The 17604-nt window shown below is 58.8% G+C and carries 17 protein-coding genes and 3 tRNA genes; 1 reads left to right on the top strand and 19 read right to left on the bottom strand.

Features of this window, described 5'->3' with window-relative positions; all coding sequences use genetic code 11:
- Positions 1-365: 365 nt before the first annotated feature.
- The 14 genes from hisIE to hprK form a co-directional block, all read right to left on the bottom strand.
- Positions 366-1070 carry a bifunctional phosphoribosyl-AMP cyclohydrolase/phosphoribosyl-ATP diphosphatase HisIE gene (gene hisIE / locus PHU01S_RS24280; protein ID WP_048748373.1) on the bottom strand — a complete coding sequence of 235 codons (705 nt, stop codon included), beginning with the start codon at positions 1068-1070 and terminating at the stop codon, positions 366-368.
- Positions 1067-1825 carry an imidazole glycerol phosphate synthase subunit HisF gene (hisF, locus tag PHU01S_RS24285; protein ID WP_048748374.1) on the bottom strand — a complete coding sequence of 253 codons (759 nt, stop codon included), beginning with the start codon at positions 1823-1825 and terminating at the stop codon, positions 1067-1069. The genes hisIE and hisF overlap by 4 nt, the downstream gene beginning before the upstream one ends.
- Before the next feature lie 36 nt (positions 1826-1861).
- Positions 1862-2593: a 1-(5-phosphoribosyl)-5-[(5-phosphoribosylamino)methylideneamino]imidazole-4-carboxamide isomerase gene (gene hisA / locus PHU01S_RS24290; RefSeq protein WP_048748375.1), complete on the bottom strand. Its 732-nt coding sequence runs from the start codon at positions 2591-2593 to the stop codon at positions 1862-1864.
- Positions 2594-2830: 237 nt separating this feature from the next.
- Entirely contained in the window at positions 2831-3436 is a 606-nt protein-coding gene (hisH, locus tag PHU01S_RS24295; protein ID WP_021879919.1) for an imidazole glycerol phosphate synthase subunit HisH, read from the bottom strand.
- Positions 3437-4051, bottom strand: coding sequence for an imidazoleglycerol-phosphate dehydratase HisB (gene hisB, locus PHU01S_RS24300; protein ID WP_048748376.1), 615 nt, complete (start codon positions 4049-4051; stop codon positions 3437-3439). It lies immediately after the preceding gene.
- 3 nt (positions 4052-4054) lie between these two features.
- On the bottom strand, positions 4055-5386 hold the full coding sequence (hisD, locus tag PHU01S_RS24305; protein WP_021879917.1) for a histidinol dehydrogenase: 1332 nt from the start codon (positions 5384-5386) through the stop codon (positions 4055-4057).
- Between the two features lie 73 nt (positions 5387-5459).
- On the bottom strand, positions 5460-6134 hold the full coding sequence (locus PHU01S_RS24310) for an HAD family hydrolase (RefSeq protein ID WP_048748377.1): 675 nt from the start codon (positions 6132-6134) through the stop codon (positions 5460-5462).
- 66 nt (positions 6135-6200) lie between these two features.
- Complete coding sequence (gene hisG / locus PHU01S_RS24315; RefSeq protein ID WP_021879915.1) at positions 6201-6854, bottom strand: ATP phosphoribosyltransferase; 654 nt, start codon at positions 6852-6854, stop codon at positions 6201-6203.
- Positions 6851-8110: an ATP phosphoribosyltransferase regulatory subunit gene (locus PHU01S_RS24320; RefSeq protein ID WP_127510314.1), complete on the bottom strand. Its 1260-nt coding sequence runs from the start codon at positions 8108-8110 to the stop codon at positions 6851-6853. Before PHU01S_RS24320 ends, hisG begins: the two co-directional genes overlap by 4 nt.
- A gap of 320 nt (positions 8111-8430) precedes the next feature.
- Positions 8431-9564 carry a polysaccharide deacetylase family protein gene (locus PHU01S_RS24325; RefSeq protein WP_127510316.1) on the bottom strand — a complete coding sequence of 378 codons (1134 nt, stop codon included), beginning with the start codon at positions 9562-9564 and terminating at the stop codon, positions 8431-8433.
- A gap of 224 nt (positions 9565-9788) precedes the next feature.
- The gene (locus tag PHU01S_RS24330) at positions 9789-10298 is read right to left on the bottom strand and encodes an acyltransferase (protein WP_127510318.1); all 510 of its coding nucleotides are present in this window, start codon (positions 10296-10298) and stop codon (positions 9789-9791) included.
- Complete coding sequence (ppaX, locus tag PHU01S_RS24335; RefSeq protein WP_127510320.1) at positions 10295-10954, bottom strand: pyrophosphatase PpaX; 660 nt, start codon at positions 10952-10954, stop codon at positions 10295-10297. The genes PHU01S_RS24330 and ppaX overlap by 4 nt, the downstream gene beginning before the upstream one ends.
- Positions 10926-11951, bottom strand: coding sequence for a prolipoprotein diacylglyceryl transferase (gene lgt, locus PHU01S_RS24340; protein WP_021879911.1), 1026 nt, complete (start codon positions 11949-11951; stop codon positions 10926-10928). The genes ppaX and lgt overlap by 29 nt, the downstream gene beginning before the upstream one ends.
- 33 nt (positions 11952-11984) lie before the next feature.
- A complete protein-coding gene (gene hprK / locus PHU01S_RS24345; RefSeq protein WP_048748380.1) occupies positions 11985-12923 on the bottom strand; it encodes an HPr(Ser) kinase/phosphatase in 939 nt (312 codons plus the stop codon).
- Positions 12924-13121: 198 nt separating this feature from the next.
- Between hprK and nagZ the strand changes: the two genes are divergently transcribed.
- Positions 13122-14462, top strand: a complete 1341-nt coding sequence (gene nagZ, locus PHU01S_RS24350) for a beta-N-acetylhexosaminidase (protein ID WP_048748381.1) — start codon at positions 13122-13124, stop codon at positions 14460-14462.
- A 141-nt stretch (positions 14463-14603) separates the two neighbouring features.
- Here the strand turns inward: nagZ and PHU01S_RS24355 are convergent, their stop codons facing one another.
- The 5 genes from PHU01S_RS24355 to PHU01S_RS24375 form a co-directional block, all read right to left on the bottom strand.
- Positions 14604-15725, bottom strand: coding sequence for an ABC transporter ATP-binding protein (locus PHU01S_RS24355; protein WP_048748382.1), 1122 nt, complete (start codon positions 15723-15725; stop codon positions 14604-14606).
- Between the two features lie 114 nt (positions 15726-15839).
- On the bottom strand, positions 15840-16946 hold the full coding sequence (locus tag PHU01S_RS24360; RefSeq protein WP_048748383.1) for a PucR family transcriptional regulator: 1107 nt from the start codon (positions 16944-16946) through the stop codon (positions 15840-15842).
- 356 nt (positions 16947-17302) lie between these two features.
- Positions 17303-17375 (bottom strand) — tRNA-Lys (locus tag PHU01S_RS24365).
- A gap of 12 nt (positions 17376-17387) precedes the next feature.
- Positions 17388-17473: transfer RNA gene (locus PHU01S_RS24370), tRNA-Tyr, on the bottom strand.
- 44 nt (positions 17474-17517) lie between these two features.
- A tRNA-Phe gene (locus PHU01S_RS24375) sits at positions 17518-17593 on the bottom strand.
- Positions 17594-17604: the final 11 nt, after the last annotated feature.

Genomic DNA, 17604 nt, shown 5'->3' on the forward strand with positions numbered 1-17604 from the left:
CCGCAGTTTAGCGTCAGCGGATTGACCGTTCTGTAGAAGCGTCAGCGTTCGCCTTTGAAGGAGTATTCCAGCCAATTTTAAACCCATTAAAAGGAATACGACTTCAACAGCGATCGGAAGAATGGTCAGCCGCGAAGCGATCTTCTACGGTATGCCGGCGGAGCGACGCTCTCCCAGCATTGGTCAGCCGCGAAGCGATCTTCTACGGCATGGCCGCGGAGCGACGCTCTACCAGCATTGGTCAGCCGCGGAGCGATCTTCTACGGCATGCCCGCGGAGCGACGCTCTCCCAGCATTAGTCAGCCGCGAAGCCGCCCTTCAGCTACAACAGCAGCCCGCATCGCAAAAAGCGAGCGGGCCGAATGTCAACGGTTCATCTTGTTCGTCGTCGGCTTGCCATGCCGCTCGCGAAGGACTTCCATGACAGAGTCCAGCGGAAGCCCGCGTTCGCGAAGCAGAACCATCAAATGGAAGAGCAGGTCGCCCGCCTCGGAGCCAAGCTCGGCATTGTCGCCGTTTTTGGCCGCGATGACCACCTCGATGCTCTCCTCGCCGAACTTCTTGAGGATCTTGTCCAGCCCCTTCTCGAACAGGTAGGACGTGTAGGCTCCTTCGGGCCGCTCCGCATACCGCTCCGAGATCGTCCGCTCCAGTTCGCCGAGCATGTCGAAGCGGCTCCCCTCAGCAGGCACGGAATCTCCTCCAGCGCCCGCTACCGGAAGCGGATTGTGGAAGCAGCTGTATTTGCCCGTATGGCAGGCCGGCCCCTTCTGATCCACGAGAACCAACAGAGTGTCTCCGTCGCAGTCGTAGCTAAGCGAGCGGATCCGCTGCGTATGGCCGCTCGTCGCGCCCTTATGCCACAGCTCGCTGCGGGAGCGGCTCCAGAACCAGGTTTCGCCGCTTTCCAGCGAAAGGCGCAATGACTCTTCGTTCATGTAGGCGAGCATCAGCACTTCCTTGGATACCGCGTCCTGCACGATAGCCGGAACAAGCCCCGCCGCATCATAGTTGATGGCGCTGAGATCGGCGGCATCCGCCGTCCCGCGCGGAATTTCCTTGCCGCTCATCGGACCTCGACTCCTTCCCTGCGCAGCTCATCCTTGACCGCCGCGACCGTCAGCTCCTTATAATGGAAGATCGTCGCCGCAAGCCCCGCATCGGCGCGTCCTTCGCGGAACACTTCGCCGAAATGCTCCGTCCGCCCGGCGCCGCCGGAGGCGATGACCGGAATGCCTGCCGCATCCGAGACGGCACGGGTCAGCGCGATGTCGAATCCGTCCTTCGTGCCGTCGGCATCCATGCTGGTCAAAAGAAGCTCCCCCGCACCGAGGGACTCGGCCTGCCTGACCCATTCCAGCGCACGAATGCCGGAAGCCTTGCGGCCGCCGTGAGTGTAGACTTCCCATTCTCCCCACTCCGAATTGAACTTGGCGTCGACCGCAACGACGATGCACTGGGAGCCGAAGCGCCGCGCTCCGTCGGAAATCAGCCGCGGATTGAGCACCGCCGCCGTGTTGATGCCGATCTTGTCCGCTCCCGCGCGGAGAATCCGCTTCATGTCGTCGACCTGGGAAATCCCCCCGCCCACCGTGAACGGAATTGTAATTTCCCCAGCCGTACGCCGGACGACCTCGATCATCGTCGCTCTGCCTTCGACGGAGGCGGATATGTCGAGAAAGACGAGCTCGTCGGCGCCTTCGCGGTCATAAAGCGCCGCCAGCTCGACCGGATCGCCCGCGTCGCGGAGATTGACGAAGTTGACGCCCTTGACGACGCGTCCGTCCTTCACGTCCAGGCATGGGATGATGCGTTTGGCTAACATAGGCGCTACCTCTTTTCTGAAAATCGATCTCTGCGGCTAGTTCAGCTCGCGGACGGCATCGGATAGCGCTATCGCCCCGGTATACAGGGCTTTTCCAACGATGGCTCCGCTGATGCCCTCCTCCTTGTAGGCCGCCAGCGCGCGCAGATCCTCGATCCGGCTGACTCCGCCCGAAGCAATGACATCGGCTCCGGAATACGCCGCCAGCGAACGGATCGCCTCGACGTTCGGCCCTTCCATCATTCCATCGCGGGAAATATCCGTGAAGATGAATGCCGCCGCGCCTTTCGCCGCCAGCTCCCGCGCCAGCTCCTCCGCCCGGACCTCGGACGTCTCCAGCCATCCGCGCGTCGCGACCCGTCCGTCGCGGGCATCGATGCCGATCGCTACCCGGTCTCCGTGCCGGGCAAGCACTCTCTCCACAAAAGCGCGGTCTTCAATCGCCGCCGTGCCGAGAATGATCCGCTCGACTCCAAGCCCGAGCAGCCGCTCCACATCGGCTTCCGTGCGAAGGCCTCCGCCGAGCTGCACCGGAACGTCGACCGCGGCCGCGATCTGCCCGATCAGCTCCGCATTCACGGGATGTCCCGCCTTGGCTCCGTCCAGATCGACGAGATGGATCCAGGACGCTCCTTGCGCCTGCCATTCCAGCGCAGCGTTCACGGGACTGTCGTTGTAGACCGTCTCCTGACTGTAGTCGCCTTGGACGAGACGGACGGCACGGCCGCCGCGAATATCGATGGCCGGGTAGATGGTGAACTTGGACATAAAGGTTGATTCCTCCACAAATGAGATGGGCAAGCCGCAGGCTTGCCGAAACGGATGATGACTCCGGCCAGACGGCTTGTTCAAGAGTCAGGCTGACGAAGTTCGAAAATGCTTCTCTATCAAGCGCTGCCCGGTTGCCTCATTTCCGAATTGCGGCTTATCCGCGAGCCAAGCCCAGGAAACTCGAACAGCGGCTCTGTTCAAGGCTGCCCGGTTGCCTCATTTTCGGCTTGCGGCTTATCCGCGAGCCAGGCCGAGGAAATTGCGCAGCAGGCTCATGCCGAGCTCGCCGCTTTTTTCCGGGTGAAACTGCATGCCGTATACATTGCCGCGCTCTACGATGGCCGTAACCGGCTGATAGTAGTCGGCCGTCGCGACCAGGTGGCTTTCTTCTCCGACATGGACATGATAGGAATGGACGAAATAGACATGCCCCTCCTCCAGACCTGCCGTCAGCGGGCTTGGCCGCAGGAAATCCAAGCGGTTCCAGCCCATATGAGGAATCTTGTAGTCTCCCTCGAAACGTACGACCCGGCCCGGCAGCAAGCCAAGCCCTTCATGGCTGCCATGCTCCTCGCCCTCGGCGAACAGCAGCTGCATGCCGAGGCAGATGCCGAGCAGCGGCTTGCCCGAAGCCGCGTAAGCCCGCGTTGCATCGTCCATGCCGGTCTCCCGCAGATAGGCCATCGCATCCCCAAAAGCGCCGACGCCGGGAAGGATGGCGGCATCCGCTTCAAGAATCTCGTTCCTGTCCGCGGTCACGACGGCTTTGAATCCGAGCCGCTCCACCGCTTTGCTGACGCTGTGCAGATTGCCGAGGCCGTAATCGATGATCGCGATCATCTACAGCACGCCCTTCGTCGAAGGCACTCCCTGCACGCGCGGGTCGATGGAGGTCGCCTCGTCCAAGGCGCGTCCAAGCGCTTTGAACACCGCTTCGATCATATGATGCGTGTTTTTGCCGTAATGAACGATGACGTGGAGAGTGAAGCGGCCCTCAAGCGCCAGCTTCCACAGGAATTCATGCACGAGCTCCGTAGAGAAGCTGCCCACCTGCTGGGAAGGATACTCCGCCCGATACTCGAAATGCGGCCTGTTGCTGAGATCGATGACGACCTGGGCAAGAGCTTCGTCCATCGGGACGAACACGCTTGCGTAACGCTTGATTCCCCGCTTGTCGCCAAGCGCCTCCCGCAGCGTCTGTCCGAGGCAGATGCCGATATCCTCCACCGTGTGATGGTCGTCGATATCGACGTCGCCGCGCGCTTCGACCTTCAGATCGAACTGCCCGTGCTTCGTGAACAGATCCAGCATATGGTTCAGGAAAGGAACATCCGTCTCGATCTCCGAACGGCCGCTTCCATCCACGCTGAACGCGAGCTTGATGTCGGTTTCGTTCGTCTTGCGCGCCACCTCGGCTCGGCGTTCTTCTTGCTGCCTGTTGTCTTCTTGTGCCATGATCTAATCCCTCTTTCCGTCCGTAGCTTGGTTCGCCGCTTCTGCGGCAGATGCAGCTTCCCGCTCCAAACGCACTTCGATCGCGCGGGCGTGGCCTTCCAGTCCTTCGTGCCGGGCCAGCGTCATGATGGCTTGGCCGTCCCGCAGCAGCGCTTCGCGGCTGTAGGAGATCAGGCTCGATTTTTTGATGAAGTCGTCCACATTGACCGGAGAGCTGAACCTCGCCGTTCCGTTGGTCGGGATGATATGGTTCGGCCCCGCGTAGTAATCGCCTACGGGCTCCGAGCTGTACGGCCCGAGGAAGATCGCTCCGGCGTTCTCGATCGAGCCGAGCAGCGCCATCGGATCGGCGGTCAGCACCTCCAGATGCTCCGGCGCGAGCCGGTTGACGATGTCCACGCCGGCTGCGATGGAGTCGACCAGCAGAATCGCTCCATGGCGGTCGATGGATTCCCTTGCGATCGCGGCGCGCGGAAGCAGCGCCAGCTGGCGCTCCACTTCAGCGGCAACGGCCTCGGCAAGCCCTCTCGACGGCGTAATGAGAATGCTCGACGCCATCTCGTCATGCTCCGCCTGCGACAGCAGGTCGGCTGCGACATAGGCCGGCTCGGCCGTATCGTCGGCCAGCACGGCGATCTCGCTCGGCCCGGCGATGCTGTCGATATCGACAGCGCCGTACACGGCGCGCTTGGCGAGAGCCACATAGATGTTGCCCGGGCCGCAGATTTTGTCCACCGGCGGGATGCTCTCCGTGCCGTAGGCAAGCGCGGCGATCGCCTGCGCTCCGCCGACGCGGTACATCTCCTTGACGCCGGCTTCCGCTGCCGCAACGAGGATGTACGGGTCGACGCCCGCTTTGCCTCCCGTCGCCGGCGGCGTGACCATAACGATCTCAGGCACGCCGGCGACCTGCGCCGGAATGACGTTCATCAGCACGGAGGACGGATAGGCGGCTTTGCCTCCCGGCACATAGACGCCTACCCGCTTCAAGGGGCGCAGCACTTGGCCCAGCACGGTGCCGTCCGGCTGCACGTCCATCCAGGACTGGCGCCGCTGGCGCTCATGGTAGCGGCGGATATTCGCAGCCGCGCCGCGAATGGCGTCCAGGAAATCCGGCTCCACCCGGCTGTAGGCGGCTTGGATCTCCTCTTCCGTCACCCGCAGGTCCGACGCCGAGAGAGACACGCCGTCGTATTTTTCCGTCAGCTCCAGCAGCGCTTCATCGCCGCGCGTCCGGAGAGCTTCCACCGTGCTCCGCACCGACTCATTCTGTTCCGGGGTTCCATATTCCACTTCCCGGGTCAATTTGAACTGCTCCGCCCGCATTATGCGCATACAGCGTTCTCCTCTCTATCCTTGTCGCTGCCCGTCCGAGTCTGGCATCCAGCCTGTTCCCAGGCGCCTCTCCTCAAGGCTGCGGCGAATCCAGACGCTCCAAAAGCGAGTCCAGCGTCAGATCCGCCATGGACTCCAGCTGCAAGTCGGCTCCGCTGAACGTCAAATGACGCGTGACGGAGTTCGGGATCACTACCGTCCGCATGCCGGCAGCGCGGGCAGCCGTGAAGCCGTTGAGCGAGTCTTCGAACGACACGGCCTCATGTCCGTGGACGCCAAGCTCCGACAGCGAGGCGAGGTACAGCTCCGGATCCGGCTTGATCCGCTTCACTTTATCCTTCGTCTGGAAGGAATCGAAGCGGTCCAACAGTCCATGCCTCGTGAGCAAAGGCTCGATCCAGCCCCAGGAAGAGCTGGACGCCAGGCCGACGGCGAGCCCAAGCTCGCGGGCGCGCGCCAGATTCTCCCGGACTCCCGGCAGAATCGAAGACTCCTGGACGATGGCCGAATAGATCTCCTTGTACCGGGTTTCAATGAGTTCTCTCTCCAGCGGCTTGCCCAGGATTTCTTCCAGATAAGCATAGGGGTCGAATGCCGCAAAGGAAGTGCCCACGCAGCGGGCGAACATTTCCAGCGGAAGCTCTGCCCCATGCTCGCGGTATACCCGATCAAACGCCTCGTAAGAGGGCGTCTCCGTATCCAGAATCAGTCCGTCAAAATCGAAGACCACTGCCTTGATTGCCGTCATCGCCATTCCTCCGTCTGAATCGGTTTGGTGAATAGCTGCTTGGACCGATGATTCTCAACCGGCCCTCTAAGCCTTCGCGCCCAATGCCGCCTGAAGGCGGTCGCAAAGGCTCTGGATCGCATCGTTCTTCATGCGGTAGCTGACGCGGTTGGCGATCAGCCTGCTCGTGATGCTAAAAATTTCTTCCATTTCCACAAGCCCGTTGTCGCGCAGCGTCTGTCCGGTTTCCACCATGTCGACGATCCGGTCGGCCAGGCCGATCAGAGGAGCCAGCTCGATGGATCCGTTCAGCTTGATCACCTCGACCTGCTGGCCGCGCTCCCGGAAATACTGGGAGGCTACCGCAGGATATTTCGTCGCGACGCGCGGATTGATGACCGGCTTCCAGTCCGGCAGCCCGATGACCGACATGCGGCAGCGGGCGATGCCCAGATCAAGCAGCTCGTAGACGTCCTTGTTTTCCTCCATCAGCACGTCCTTGCCGACGACACCGATATCAGCGACGCCATATTCCACATACGTCGGCACGTCGACCGGCTTGGCCATGATGAATTCCATGCGCGCTTCCGGCACTTCGACGATCAGCTTCCTCGATTCGTCGACCTCTTCGTTGATAAGGAGGCCCGCTTCCCGGAACAGCCGGGAGGCTTGCTTGTAGATGCGTCCTTTCGGCATCGCGACTTTGAGAATATCGCCTTCTGTCCTGCCGTCCGTCCTCATCGCTCGTCCCCCTCCTCTTGGTTCCCGTCAAAGAAGGGCAGGAACGTCCCATACACCAAGCCGCCGAATTTCACGGACTCGCCGTCGGCAAGCCTCCGTGCGGTGCGCTCCGGCTCTTCGCTGCCCCGGGCTTCGCCATGGCGGATTCCCGGAGCCTCCATGCGGGCCGTCACGACTGCCGCTCCTTGCCCTCTTAGCCGGATCGCTTCGGCAAGAGCGCGTTCGCGCCCCGTGCCGTCGTAGCCGATCAGAATCCGGCGCGGAGCTTCCTGCTCCTCGCCGACCAGCTCCAGCACCCGCGTCGTCTTGACCGCGAAGCCGGTAGCCGGCGCCGGGCGCCCGAACTGCTGGAGAAGGTTGTCGTACCGCCCGCCTCCGACGACGGGAAATCCGAGATCCGCCGCATAACCCTCGAAGGTCATGCCCGTATAATACGAAAAATCTCCGATCATCGTCAGGTCGATCAGCACATGCTCGCTCACGCCGTACGCCTCGAGCACATCCCATATCTCGCAAAGATGGCGAATCGACTCTTGGGCTGTGGCATTCGGCGTCAGGCTCATCGCCTGCGTGCAGATTTCCTGGCCGCCGCGAAGGCGGAGCAGCCCCTTCAGCTCCTGCTGGACCTGCTCGGTCATCCCCAGTCTTCCAAGCTGGTCCCGGTACCCGACATGGTCCCGGTTGAGCAGATAATCCTTGAGCTTGCCCTGGCATTCCGCCCGTCCGGGCAGCAGCTCTTCCAGCAATCCGTTCAGAAAGCCCACATGGCCGACCGCGATGCGGAACTTCTCGACGCCAGCGGCCTGCAGGGAGGCGATCGCAAGGGCGATGACCTCGGCATCCGCTTCGGCCGAAGCGTCTCCGACCAGCTCGACGCCGGTCTGGAAAAACTCCGCATCCCGTCCCGCTTCGTTCTCGAACGCTCGGAATATGCTGGAATGATAGGAAAGGCGCAGCGGAAACGGCTGTTCCCGCAGCAGAGAGGATACGACACGCGCGATCGGCGCGGTCATATCGGAACGAAGCACGAGCGTCGTGCCGCGGTTGTTCAGCAGCTTGAACAGCCGCTGATCGGATGTCGAGCTGGCGACGCCGACAGTGTCGTAATATTCCAGCGTAGGAGTCATGATCTGATCGTAGCCCCAGCGTTCCATGCAGCTCAGCACGCTGCTTTCGATCTGTCTGAGCTTGGATACGGCATGGGGGAGATAGTCCTTGACGCCTACCGGTTTTTCAAATACTTTTGGTTTGGACATCGGTTTGGTCTCCTAATATAAACAGACGCTCGAAGCAATCGGCTCCAAGCATTCGCTTTTTGTAAGTTGGCTTCATACTTTAGTGAGTTAATGTGCTACCAAGTTACCATACTGCCAAAGTAAAGGTATTTGTAATCCTATCATGATTCGGTCTCTCCCGTCAACCGGCACGAGCCGCCTGAACCGCCATGCTTGCGGGTTCGGGCGGCTCGTGCCATACCGTATGAGCGTGCAAGAGCACGGTGCTTAGGAGGACCGCAGAGATCGCCATGGGCGGACCGCAAGGTTCGCCGGGCATAACACCCGCTCGGCGATTGTTCCTAAGATGGTTTCCCCGGAAGCAGAGACAGCTTCTTGCGGCGCAGAATGATGACCTCCCAGGCCGACCGCAGCCATAGGGCGCCGACAAACATGACGAGCAGAGGAAGCGTCAGCAGCAGGTAGGCCCGATCCGGAGGCTGATAGCGGTTGTGGCCGATTAGACGGGGAGCCTGCTTCATAAGCTCGATCTGCAGCTCGGGATCGTTCTCCGCTCCGCCGGCATTCAGCCGGAATCCGTTCCCTCTTCCTGGACCGTTCATGCCCGGCTTCACCGTCAGCGTCACGTTGATGCCGAGCTCCTTGCATGTGCGGAGCAGCGGCCGAGAGAAGGCTCCGTATGGAAAGGCGAGCACATCGTTGCGCACGCCGAGCTCCTTCTGCAGCGTCCGATTGGCATGGTGCAGATCCTCGCGAATGCGGCTTTCGTATTCTTTCTCCGTCTCCCGTCTGCCAAGATCGCTCCGGTATACCCTTCCGGCCAGAAGAGGCACCAGCCTGTTTCCCTTCGCATTCTCCGGCGCATAAGCATGGGAATCGTATGTATGGCTGTAAAAATCCATGCCATGCTTGCGCATGGCTTTCATCTGTTCCCAGGTCAGCTTCGGCACGCCGGCATGCTTGGGGTTTCCGATTGTGCCGGCGATGACGAAGTTGGTCGCAGTCAGCCCGTTTTTGAGCAAGACGGGATACGCATACCGGTAAAAGGATTCGTAGCCGTCATCGAATGTAAGCAGTACCGCGTTATCGGGCACCGGCTTGCGCTTCAGGATAAAAGCCTTGTATTCATCCATGCTGATGACATGGAAGTTGTTGTCGCGCATCAGCTCGAGCTGCCGCTCCAGCTTGTCCAAGGCCAGCGCCTTCGTGTCCGAAGGGGTCGGCTGGACATCATGGTACATCAGGACAATGACTTTGTTGCGGTAATAAATGCCCTTGGGCGTCCGTTCTCCGGGCTTCAAATCCTTATATTCCCCTCCGGCTGCCTCCTCGCTCATCGCAGGGGCTTCCGACAGCAGGCGCTTGACGGCCGGAAAGTGCTCCCGGTAGCGAACGGCAGCCGCGCCGGCAGCCGTCAGGCACAGAACGAAGGCCAGGACAGCAGACAGCAGCCAAAACCGCTTGACGGTACTCAATCGCGTTCTCTCCTTGCAGGTTGGACTGGCATCCTAAGGCAGAGGCCAATCCTGTAAACGAGTCCTGTCCGCAAAAAGTTGCCTTGGCTTCCTGTCCTCAATCCTGAATATGTCCTGCCTATGCCTGATCTATTCCTGTCCTTGCCGGGTCTATGCCTGGCTATGTCCTGCCGAACCCCAGTCTATGCCTGGTTTCTGTCCTGCCTATGCCTGACTAGTCCCATCTAAGCCCTGTCTATATCCGGATTCCAATCCTGTTGCCGAATGATCCGGAACGGATTCCCCCCTACGAATGCGCCGGCAGGCACGTCCCGGTGGACCAGGGAACCGGCGGCCACGACGGCGCCGTCGCCGATCGTCACACCCGGGAGGATCGTCGTATTCGCTCCGATCATGACGTTGGAGCCGATCACGACATCCCCCAGCCGATATTCATGGATCAAATATTCATGGGTGAGGATGGTCGTATTGTAGCCGATGATGCAGTTGTCCCCGACTGTGATCCGCTCAGGGAAGAAGACGTCCACCATGACCATGAGCGCGAACGACGTCGTCTTGCCGACCCGCATGCCGAGAATCCGGCGGTAGATCCAGTTTTTGACCGGCAGGGAGGGGCAATAGCGGGAGATCTGGATAGCGGCGAAGTTGCGCACCGCCTTGAACCGGCTTACGGTTCGGTATACCTGCCACAGCGCATTCGGCCCATCGGTCGGATAACGCTCGACGTTCCTCACCGGGCCTCCTGCTCCAATCCGAGCAGAGCATACAGATCCCTCATGTCCTGCAGGACATGGGCAGCTCCGTATTCGCGCAGCAGCGCCTCTCCCTTCAGAGACCAGGCGACGCCGACCGGCACAGCCCCTGCCTCGAGAGCGGACTGGATGTCTACGGCGCTGTCGCCGACCATCATCGTCTCCTCCGGCTTCGCTCCCAGCATCTCCATGGCGCGCAGAACCGGCTCCGGATGCGGCTTCGGGTTGTCCACGTCATCCAGCGTTACGATGGCATCCATATAATTCAGCAGTCCCGTCAGGCGAAGTCCTTTTTCCGTGGACATGCGGATCTTCGTCGTGACGACGCCAAGCTTGAAGCCTGCGGCCTTGAGCCGCTCCAGCACCTCGGCCGTATGGGGAAACGGCACGACGAGATCGTCATGCAGCTTCATATTCATTTCCCGGTACAAGGAAATCAGATGCGAGGTTTCTTCCTGACCGGAGAAATGCTTCATCTGGTCGACCAGAGTAAGGCCCATATAAGGAATCATCTGCTCCCGCCCGAAGTCTGCGGGGACAACTCCCTGCAGCGCGTGGAGGAAGGAGCGCATGATCAATTCATTCGTGTCGAGAATGGTGCCGTCCAAGTCAAACAGTAGGTTTCGTATGGGTTTCATCGTGATGATTCTCCTTTACTGCTTCGGAAACGGGCTGTGCCTCCTGCGGCTCTACGCCGGCGGGTAGTCCGGTCTTGCGGTTGATGACCGGGTCGGAATACCGTTCCGCGGCAAGTCCTGTCGACCGGCGGACGATAATCATGACGATGCAGAACAGAATGGCGAGGACCGCGATGAGCTGGGAACTGCGGACGTTGCCATAGGCCGGATCCAGATAGCCCGGTTCGAACAGGATTTTCATCGGGGACCACAGGCCGTTCATCAGCGATTCGAGCCAGGCGGGACCTGCAAAGGCAAGGCTGTCCGTACGCAGCCCCTCAATGAAGAAGCGGCCGATCGAATACCAGATCAGGTAGGTGAAGAACATTTCTCCGGCGCGCACCCAAGGACGTCGGCGAAGGACAAAGATAAGCAGGATGCCGATGATGTTCCACACCGATTCGTACAAGAAGGTCGGATGATGGAACTGGCCGGTGCTTTCTACATACATCTGGTCCACGATCCAGTCCGGCAGATGCAGCTCGCCGCTCAGGAACCGGCGCGTGACGGGACCGCCGTAGGCTTCCTGGTTGACGAAGTTGCCCCAACGGCCGATGATCTGGCCGATCAGCAGAGACGGGGCGCATATATCGACGATGCGCCAGAAATTGAGGCCTTTGCGGCGCACATAGAAGATCGCGCAAATAATGGCGCCGATCAAGGCGCCGTAGATCGCGATGCCGCCGTTCCAGATCGCCAGGATCTCACCCGGATGCTGGCGGTAATAATCCCATTTGAACAGGACGAAATAAGCTCGTGCCGCTATAATCGCGGAAGGAACCCCGAGCAGCAGCAGGTCCATGAAGAAATCGGACGAGATGCCGAAGCGCCTGCCCTCCCGGATCGCCAGCACCAGTCCCATCAGAGCTCCCAGTCCGAGAATGATTCCATACCAATGGACCGTTATCGGTCCAAGCTCGAAGGCTATGGGATTGATACGAAGAGAATATTCCGTCATCGTTGCCGACCTCTTTCCATAGGAAGATTACCTTTATTCATAGTCGTCCATGTCATCTGCGATCGTTTCCGTAAGCTTGTTCGTGAACTGCAGCGCGGCGTTGTATCCCATCCGCTTCAAGCGGTAGTTCATCGCGGCGACCTCGATGATGACGGCAAGGTTGCGTCCAGGGCGGACGGGAACCGTCACGAGCGGAACATCCGTCTCGATGATGCGGGTCGTCTCCTCGTCCAGGCCGAGACGGTCGTACTGCTTCTCCGGCTGCCAGTTCTCGAGCTTGATGACCACGCTGATGCGCTTGTTGTTGCGGATGGCGCCCGCGCCGAACAGCGTCATCACATTGATGATGCCGAGACCCCGAATCTCCAACAGATGCCGGATCAGCTCCGGAGCCGTTCCGTGCAGCTGTCCGTCCGACGTTTGCCTGATCTCGACGGCATCGTCCGCGACAAGCCGGTGGCCGCGCTTCACGAGCTCGAGCGCCGTCTCGCTTTTGCCGATGCCGCTGCCGCCTGTAATGAGGATGCCCATGCCGTACACATCCACGAGGACGCCATGGATCGTCGTTGTCGGCGCAAGCCGGCGCTCCAGGAAGTTGGTCAGGCGGCTGGAGAAGATCGTCGTTGAAATCTGGCTTCGCAGCACCGGAATATGCTTCTCCGCCGCTTGCTCGATCAGCTCGAGCGGCGGCTCCAATCCGCGGGTGAGCATGATGCATGGCGTCTCATCGTTGCACAGCTTCTCCAATCTTTCCTTGCGCTCACGGCTGTCCAGCGTCTGGATGAACGCAAGTTCCGTCTTGCCGAGCAATTGAACCCGCTCTTTGGGGTAATAATGGAAATAGCCGGCCATCTCCAGCGCGGGCCGGTACAGATCGTCGGTCGTTATAATACGCTGCATGCCGTCTTCTCCTGCCAGAATCTCCAGTTGAAACGGCTGCACCAATTCGGATACCTTGACTTTTTTAGCCATGAGGGCCCTCCTGTATGTTTCCCTGTTCCAGGGCATATGTACGTTGCTTGCGGGCAATTCGTAGAGCCTTCTGCCTATTAGTTCCATCCTAAAGGAAAACGGGCATCAGCGCAACGTAGCGAGCATCCACAACATTTACGCCATCCATTGCGTCCATTACAATGGATTTAGCAGACTACCATCAAGCGAGGTGGAAAAATGCGCTCCAAACGAATTCGCCGCGGCAGCCGGAGCCGTTTCGCCCGGCCCGCTCTTATTGCCGTTGCCCTTGCGGCTGCAGCTGTCGGATCGGCATGGTCCGAGTACGGACCCTCCCATCCAGGCTTCGCATCAACGGCCGGAATGCAGCCTGCCGCGGCTGCGCCGGCCCAGATTCGGGCTGTGGACGAGTCCACCGTTTCCTGGCCGCCCGTAGCAGGCCTAAGTAATGCCCAAAGCCAGGAAATCGCCAGACGAATCGGATCCATGAGTACGGAAGAGAAGGTGGGACAACTGGTCATCGCAGGCGTGGAGGGCATCAAGCCGGACAAAGAAGCCGAAACTTTGGTCCGGGACTACCGCGTCGGGGGCTTCATCCTTTTCCGAGACAATATGAAGACTTTGCAAGGAACCGTCGATTTTCTCAATGGACTCAAGGCTCTGAACAAGGCGGAAGGAAATCTTCCGCTTATGCTCGGGGTCGATGAAGAGGGCGGCAAAGTGACCCGGATGCCCGCATCGGTCGAGAAAATACCGAGCAACGGCATCATCGGCAAGTCAGCCAATGCCGAATACGCACGCGATGTCAGTCAGTTGCTGGCGAGGAGGGTCAAAGCATTCGGCTTTTCCGTGGACTTTGCTCCCGTGCTCGACGTCAACAGCAATCCCGACAATCCGGTCATCGGCGACCGCTCTTACGGCAGCAGCGCTCAGCTTGTAACCAAGCTGGGAACTGCCGCCATGCTGGGATTCAAGAAGGAGGGCATCCTCGGCGTCCTCAAGCATTTTCCGGGGCATGGAGATACTTCGGTCGACTCCCACAAGCAGCTTCCCGTCACCGGCAACGGTCTAAGCAGGCTGCAGGAGGTGGAGCTTCCGCCGTTCCAGGCGGCCATCGACCAGGGAGCGGACGCCGTGATGGTCGCTCATATTCTGCTGCCCAAGCTGGACGCCGAGTACCCGGCTTCGATGTCCAGGCCTGTCATTACCGGGCTGCTGCGGGACAAGATGAAATTCAACGGGCTTGTGTTCAGCGACGATCTGACCATGGGGGCCATCCTGGAAAACTATGATGTCGGAGATGCGGCTGTCCGAACCATATCGGCCGGCGGAGATATCGTCATTGTCTCGCATGGCAATGACAACATCATCCATGTGCTGCAGAAGCTTCGGCAGGCTGCCGCCGACGGATCGATACCCGCCACACGGCTCAACGAAAGCGTCTACCGCATTATGGCCCGCAAGCTCCAATACCAGATGACAGACGGCAAGGTAAGCTCTATTTCGGTCGATCAGCTCAATAAAGATGCCCTCAAGGTTCTTGATGCCTATCGGAAGTAAGCCTGTTTCTTTCTAATAGTGAAATTAGTTCTGCGACAACGGGATAAAGGTCACTCGTCAAGAGTATGCTGGCCTGGCCCTATATGCAAAAAGGCTGCCGATCATGTTCCCATGATCGGCAGCCTTTTTTTATCTTTAGGATTAGTTCTCGAACAGGTTCAGCTCCGTCGCTTTGTCGAAGACATGAACTTTGTTCATATCCAGAGCGAGCTTGACGCTTATGCCGTCACGCATGCCGGAACGTCCGTCAACGCGGGCGATAACCGTATCGTTGCCGATTCCGTTCAGGTACAGGTACATTTCGTGGCCAAGGTTCTCCGCCACTTCGATGTTGGCATTGACGATGCTGTTAGGCGATGCTTCCAGGAAGACCGGCTCTTCGTGCAGGTCCTCAGGACGAACACCCAGAACGACTTCTTTGCCTACGAAGCCTTTGTCGCGCAGGACGTTGGCTTTGCCTTCAGGAAGAACAACATCCACACCCGAAGCCTTGAAGCGCAGCGCGCCGCCTGCTTCGCTCAGCGTACCGGTGATGAAGTTCATCGCTGGCGCGCCGATAAATCCGGCTACGAAGATGTTCACCGGGTGATTGTAAAGCTCATCCGGGGTTGCGTTTTGCTGAATAATGCCGTCTTTCATGACTACGATGCGATCGCCCATCGTCATGGCTTCGATCTGGTCATGCGTTACGTAGATCGTCGTCGTTTCCAGACGTTTCGTCAGCTTGCTGATCTCGGCGCGCATTTGGCCGCGGAGCTTGGCGTCAAGGTTGGAAAGCGGTTCGTCCATCAGGAACACTTGCGGTTCGCGGACGATAGCGCGGCCCAGGGCGACACGCTGGCGTTGGCCGCCGGAGAGAGCTTTCGGCTTGCGCTCCAGAAGATGTTCGATATCAAGAATTTTTGCCGCTTCGCGAACGCGCTTATCGATGTCCGCTTTTTTGAACTTGCGCAGCTTCAGGCCGAAAGCCATGTTCTGGTACACGTTCATGTGCGGGTACAGGGCGTAGGATTGGAATACCATCGCGATGTCGCGGTCTTTAGGGGCGACATCGTTCACAAGGCGATCGCCGATGAACAGCTTGCCCTCGGAGATTTCCTCCAGACCAGCGATCATGCGGAGCGTCGTGGATTTGCCGCAGCCGGAAGGACCGACCAGAACGAGGAATTCCTTATCCTTGATGTCCAGGTTGATGTCTTTTACCGATGCGTTGTCGGATCCAGGGTATTTCTTGTAAACATGTTCTAAACGTACGCCTGCCATGTTTGTTTCCCCCTATGTGAGTGAGTAGGTGATACCTCTACGGTTGAATGATCTTATGAATCTATATTAACCGAAAATGTAAGCGTATGACTATGCACAAACCCTACAAAAAAACTAAGGTCTTTTCGTGACTTTATCCAATAGCAGAATAATCTTCACCATGACGGCGTCCCGGAAGAGCCTGACGTCCAGTCCCGTTTCCTGCTTCAGCTTGTCCAAACGGTAAAGAAGGGTATTCCGGTGGATATACAGCTTCTTCGCCGTCTCGCTTACATTGCAGTCCAAGGCGAAAAATGTCTCCAGTGTCGTGAGGATCTCCGGCTCCATGTAATAATCCGACCGGCTGAGCGTCTGCTCGATGAACTTGCTGCGCTCCCGTTCCGGGATGGCGCTGAGCAGCCTCTCGAGATTCAGCTGCCAAGGCAAATGAAGGTTGGAACCGACATGGAACCGCCGGCCAAGCTCGATCGTTTCCTTCAGCAGCGCCGCGCTATCGACAAGCGACTTCAGAGGCTGCATCGGCAGCGACAGCGCAAGATGGCATTCGCCCAGCCATTCGCTCGCCAGCATCTCATGAAGCCCGAGACCGATGGATTTCAAGCTTTCCTCCTCCGATTCGTCCTCTTCGGTTCCTTCCAGCTGGGAATCCCTGAGCAGGGATACCGGACTCAGAATGAGCCATTCGTTGCGCTGAAGCGGAATCAAGAGCACTTCCTCCGGAAAGAAGGACAGGAGCAGCTTCTCGAGCTCGCTGTAGGAATCGTCTGCCGCTCCGGGATATTCCCGCACGAGCAGAATCGGTATCATTTCGGCGTACAGCCGCCCTCCCTCGGCAAGCGAAGCCGGCAGCGGATCATGTCTTGAGCTGTCCAGCTGGCCATTGATCCATCGACCCAATTCGGCTGCCGTCTTCTCCATGCCCGTAGCCGGCTTGACGTTCCAGGCACGTTCCGGCCTGGCGTATTTCAACGTCAAGCGAAGAAGCCGAATCTCGGTTTCCGATAGAGGCTCCGTACGGTGGATTTCCAGGCACTCGACCTTGATTCCATCTCCGGCCAGCCTTACCACTAATCGATCCTTGTCTACAATCCAATTGCCATTCTGCTCCGCCTTGATGCCTCCGCCTGCCATGTCCCGCCACTGCGCCGCGGAGAACTGGCGAATATCGAGATCTGTTCCTAGAATGCCGCGCAGCTCTTCCAGCCACTCTCCTGATGCCATCGTATGTCCCGCCTCCTGCGCACCAGCCCTTGCAAGCCGTATGCAGCCATATAAGCAAGTTTACCATGAAGGCATTCCTGCCCGCCAACCTCTGCGACGGTCAGAGCCTGTTTGCGATGGGAATAACCTGATTCTCAATGAATTAACCTGTATTTTCAATGAACGTCAACCAGCTTTGCGAATATCATCAAGCGAGCTTGCGAATATCATTATGCCAGCTTTGCCAAGACCATCAAGCGAGCTTTGCAAAAAACCATCAGCCAGTCAGAAATGCGATTTAAATGTTTTCTTCCGTTGAAAAACAAAAAAGCACAGACAGAGTCTGTGCTTGGAAGGTTCAGTTATTGGGGAAGAAGTGAGCCATGAAGGACTCGAACCTTCGACACCCTGATTAAAAGTCAGGTGCTCTACCAACTGAGCTAATGGCTCTTAAAAATGAAGTGGTGGAGGGCGATGGATTCGAACCACCGAACTCGTCAGAGAACAGATTTACAGTCTGCTGCGTTTGGCCACTTCGCTAGCCCTCCACAAATGCTCTAAGATGCGCCTTATAGCTCACTTAGAAAACCAATGGTGGCTTGGGACGGAATCGAACCGCCGACACAAGGATTTTCAGTCCTTTGCTCTACCAACTGAGCTACCAAGCCTTACTTGCATG

Origin of the sequence: Paenibacillus humicus NBRC 102415, assembly GCF_004000905.1 — a bacterium.
Classification (GTDB): Bacteria; Bacillota; Bacilli; order Paenibacillales; family Paenibacillaceae; genus Paenibacillus_O; species Paenibacillus_O humicus.

Coding starts and splice junctions, on each gene's coding strand:
- hisF (WP_048748374.1), bottom strand. CDS start 1,825: ATGTTAGCCAAACGCATCATCCCATGCCTGGACGTGAAGGACGGACGC.
- PHU01S_RS24310 (WP_048748377.1), bottom strand. CDS start 6,134: ATGACGGCAATCAAGGCAGTGGTCTTCGATTTTGACGGACTGATTCTG.
- hprK (WP_048748380.1), bottom strand. CDS start 12,923: ATGGCTAAAAAAGTCAAGGTATCCGAATTGGTGCAGCCGTTTCAACTG.
- PHU01S_RS24360 (WP_048748383.1), bottom strand. CDS start 16,946: ATGGCATCAGGAGAGTGGCTGGAAGAGCTGCGCGGCATTCTAGGAACA.
- hisD (WP_021879917.1), bottom strand. CDS start 5,386: ATGCGCATAATGCGGGCGGAGCAGTTCAAATTGACCCGGGAAGTGGAA.
- nagZ (WP_048748381.1), top strand. CDS start 13,122: ATGCGCTCCAAACGAATTCGCCGCGGCAGCCGGAGCCGTTTCGCCCGG.
- ppaX (WP_127510320.1), bottom strand. CDS start 10,954: ATGAAACCCATACGAAACCTACTGTTTGACTTGGACGGCACCATTCTC.
- hisA (WP_048748375.1), bottom strand. CDS start 2,593: ATGTCCAAGTTCACCATCTACCCGGCCATCGATATTCGCGGCGGCCGT.
- hisIE (WP_048748373.1), bottom strand. CDS start 1,070: ATGAGCGGCAAGGAAATTCCGCGCGGGACGGCGGATGCCGCCGATCTC.
- hisH (WP_021879919.1), bottom strand. CDS start 3,436: ATGATCGCGATCATCGATTACGGCCTCGGCAATCTGCACAGCGTCAGC.
- PHU01S_RS24320 (WP_127510314.1), bottom strand. CDS start 8,110: ATGTCCAAACCAAAAGTATTTGAAAAACCGGTAGGCGTCAAGGACTAT.
- hisG (WP_021879915.1), bottom strand. CDS start 6,854: ATGAGGACGGACGGCAGGACAGAAGGCGATATTCTCAAAGTCGCGATG.
- PHU01S_RS24355 (WP_048748382.1), bottom strand. CDS start 15,725: ATGGCAGGCGTACGTTTAGAACATGTTTACAAGAAATACCCTGGATCC.
- lgt (WP_021879911.1), bottom strand. CDS start 11,951: ATGACGGAATATTCTCTTCGTATCAATCCCATAGCCTTCGAGCTTGGA.
- hisB (WP_048748376.1), bottom strand. CDS start 4,051: ATGGCACAAGAAGACAACAGGCAGCAAGAAGAACGCCGAGCCGAGGTG.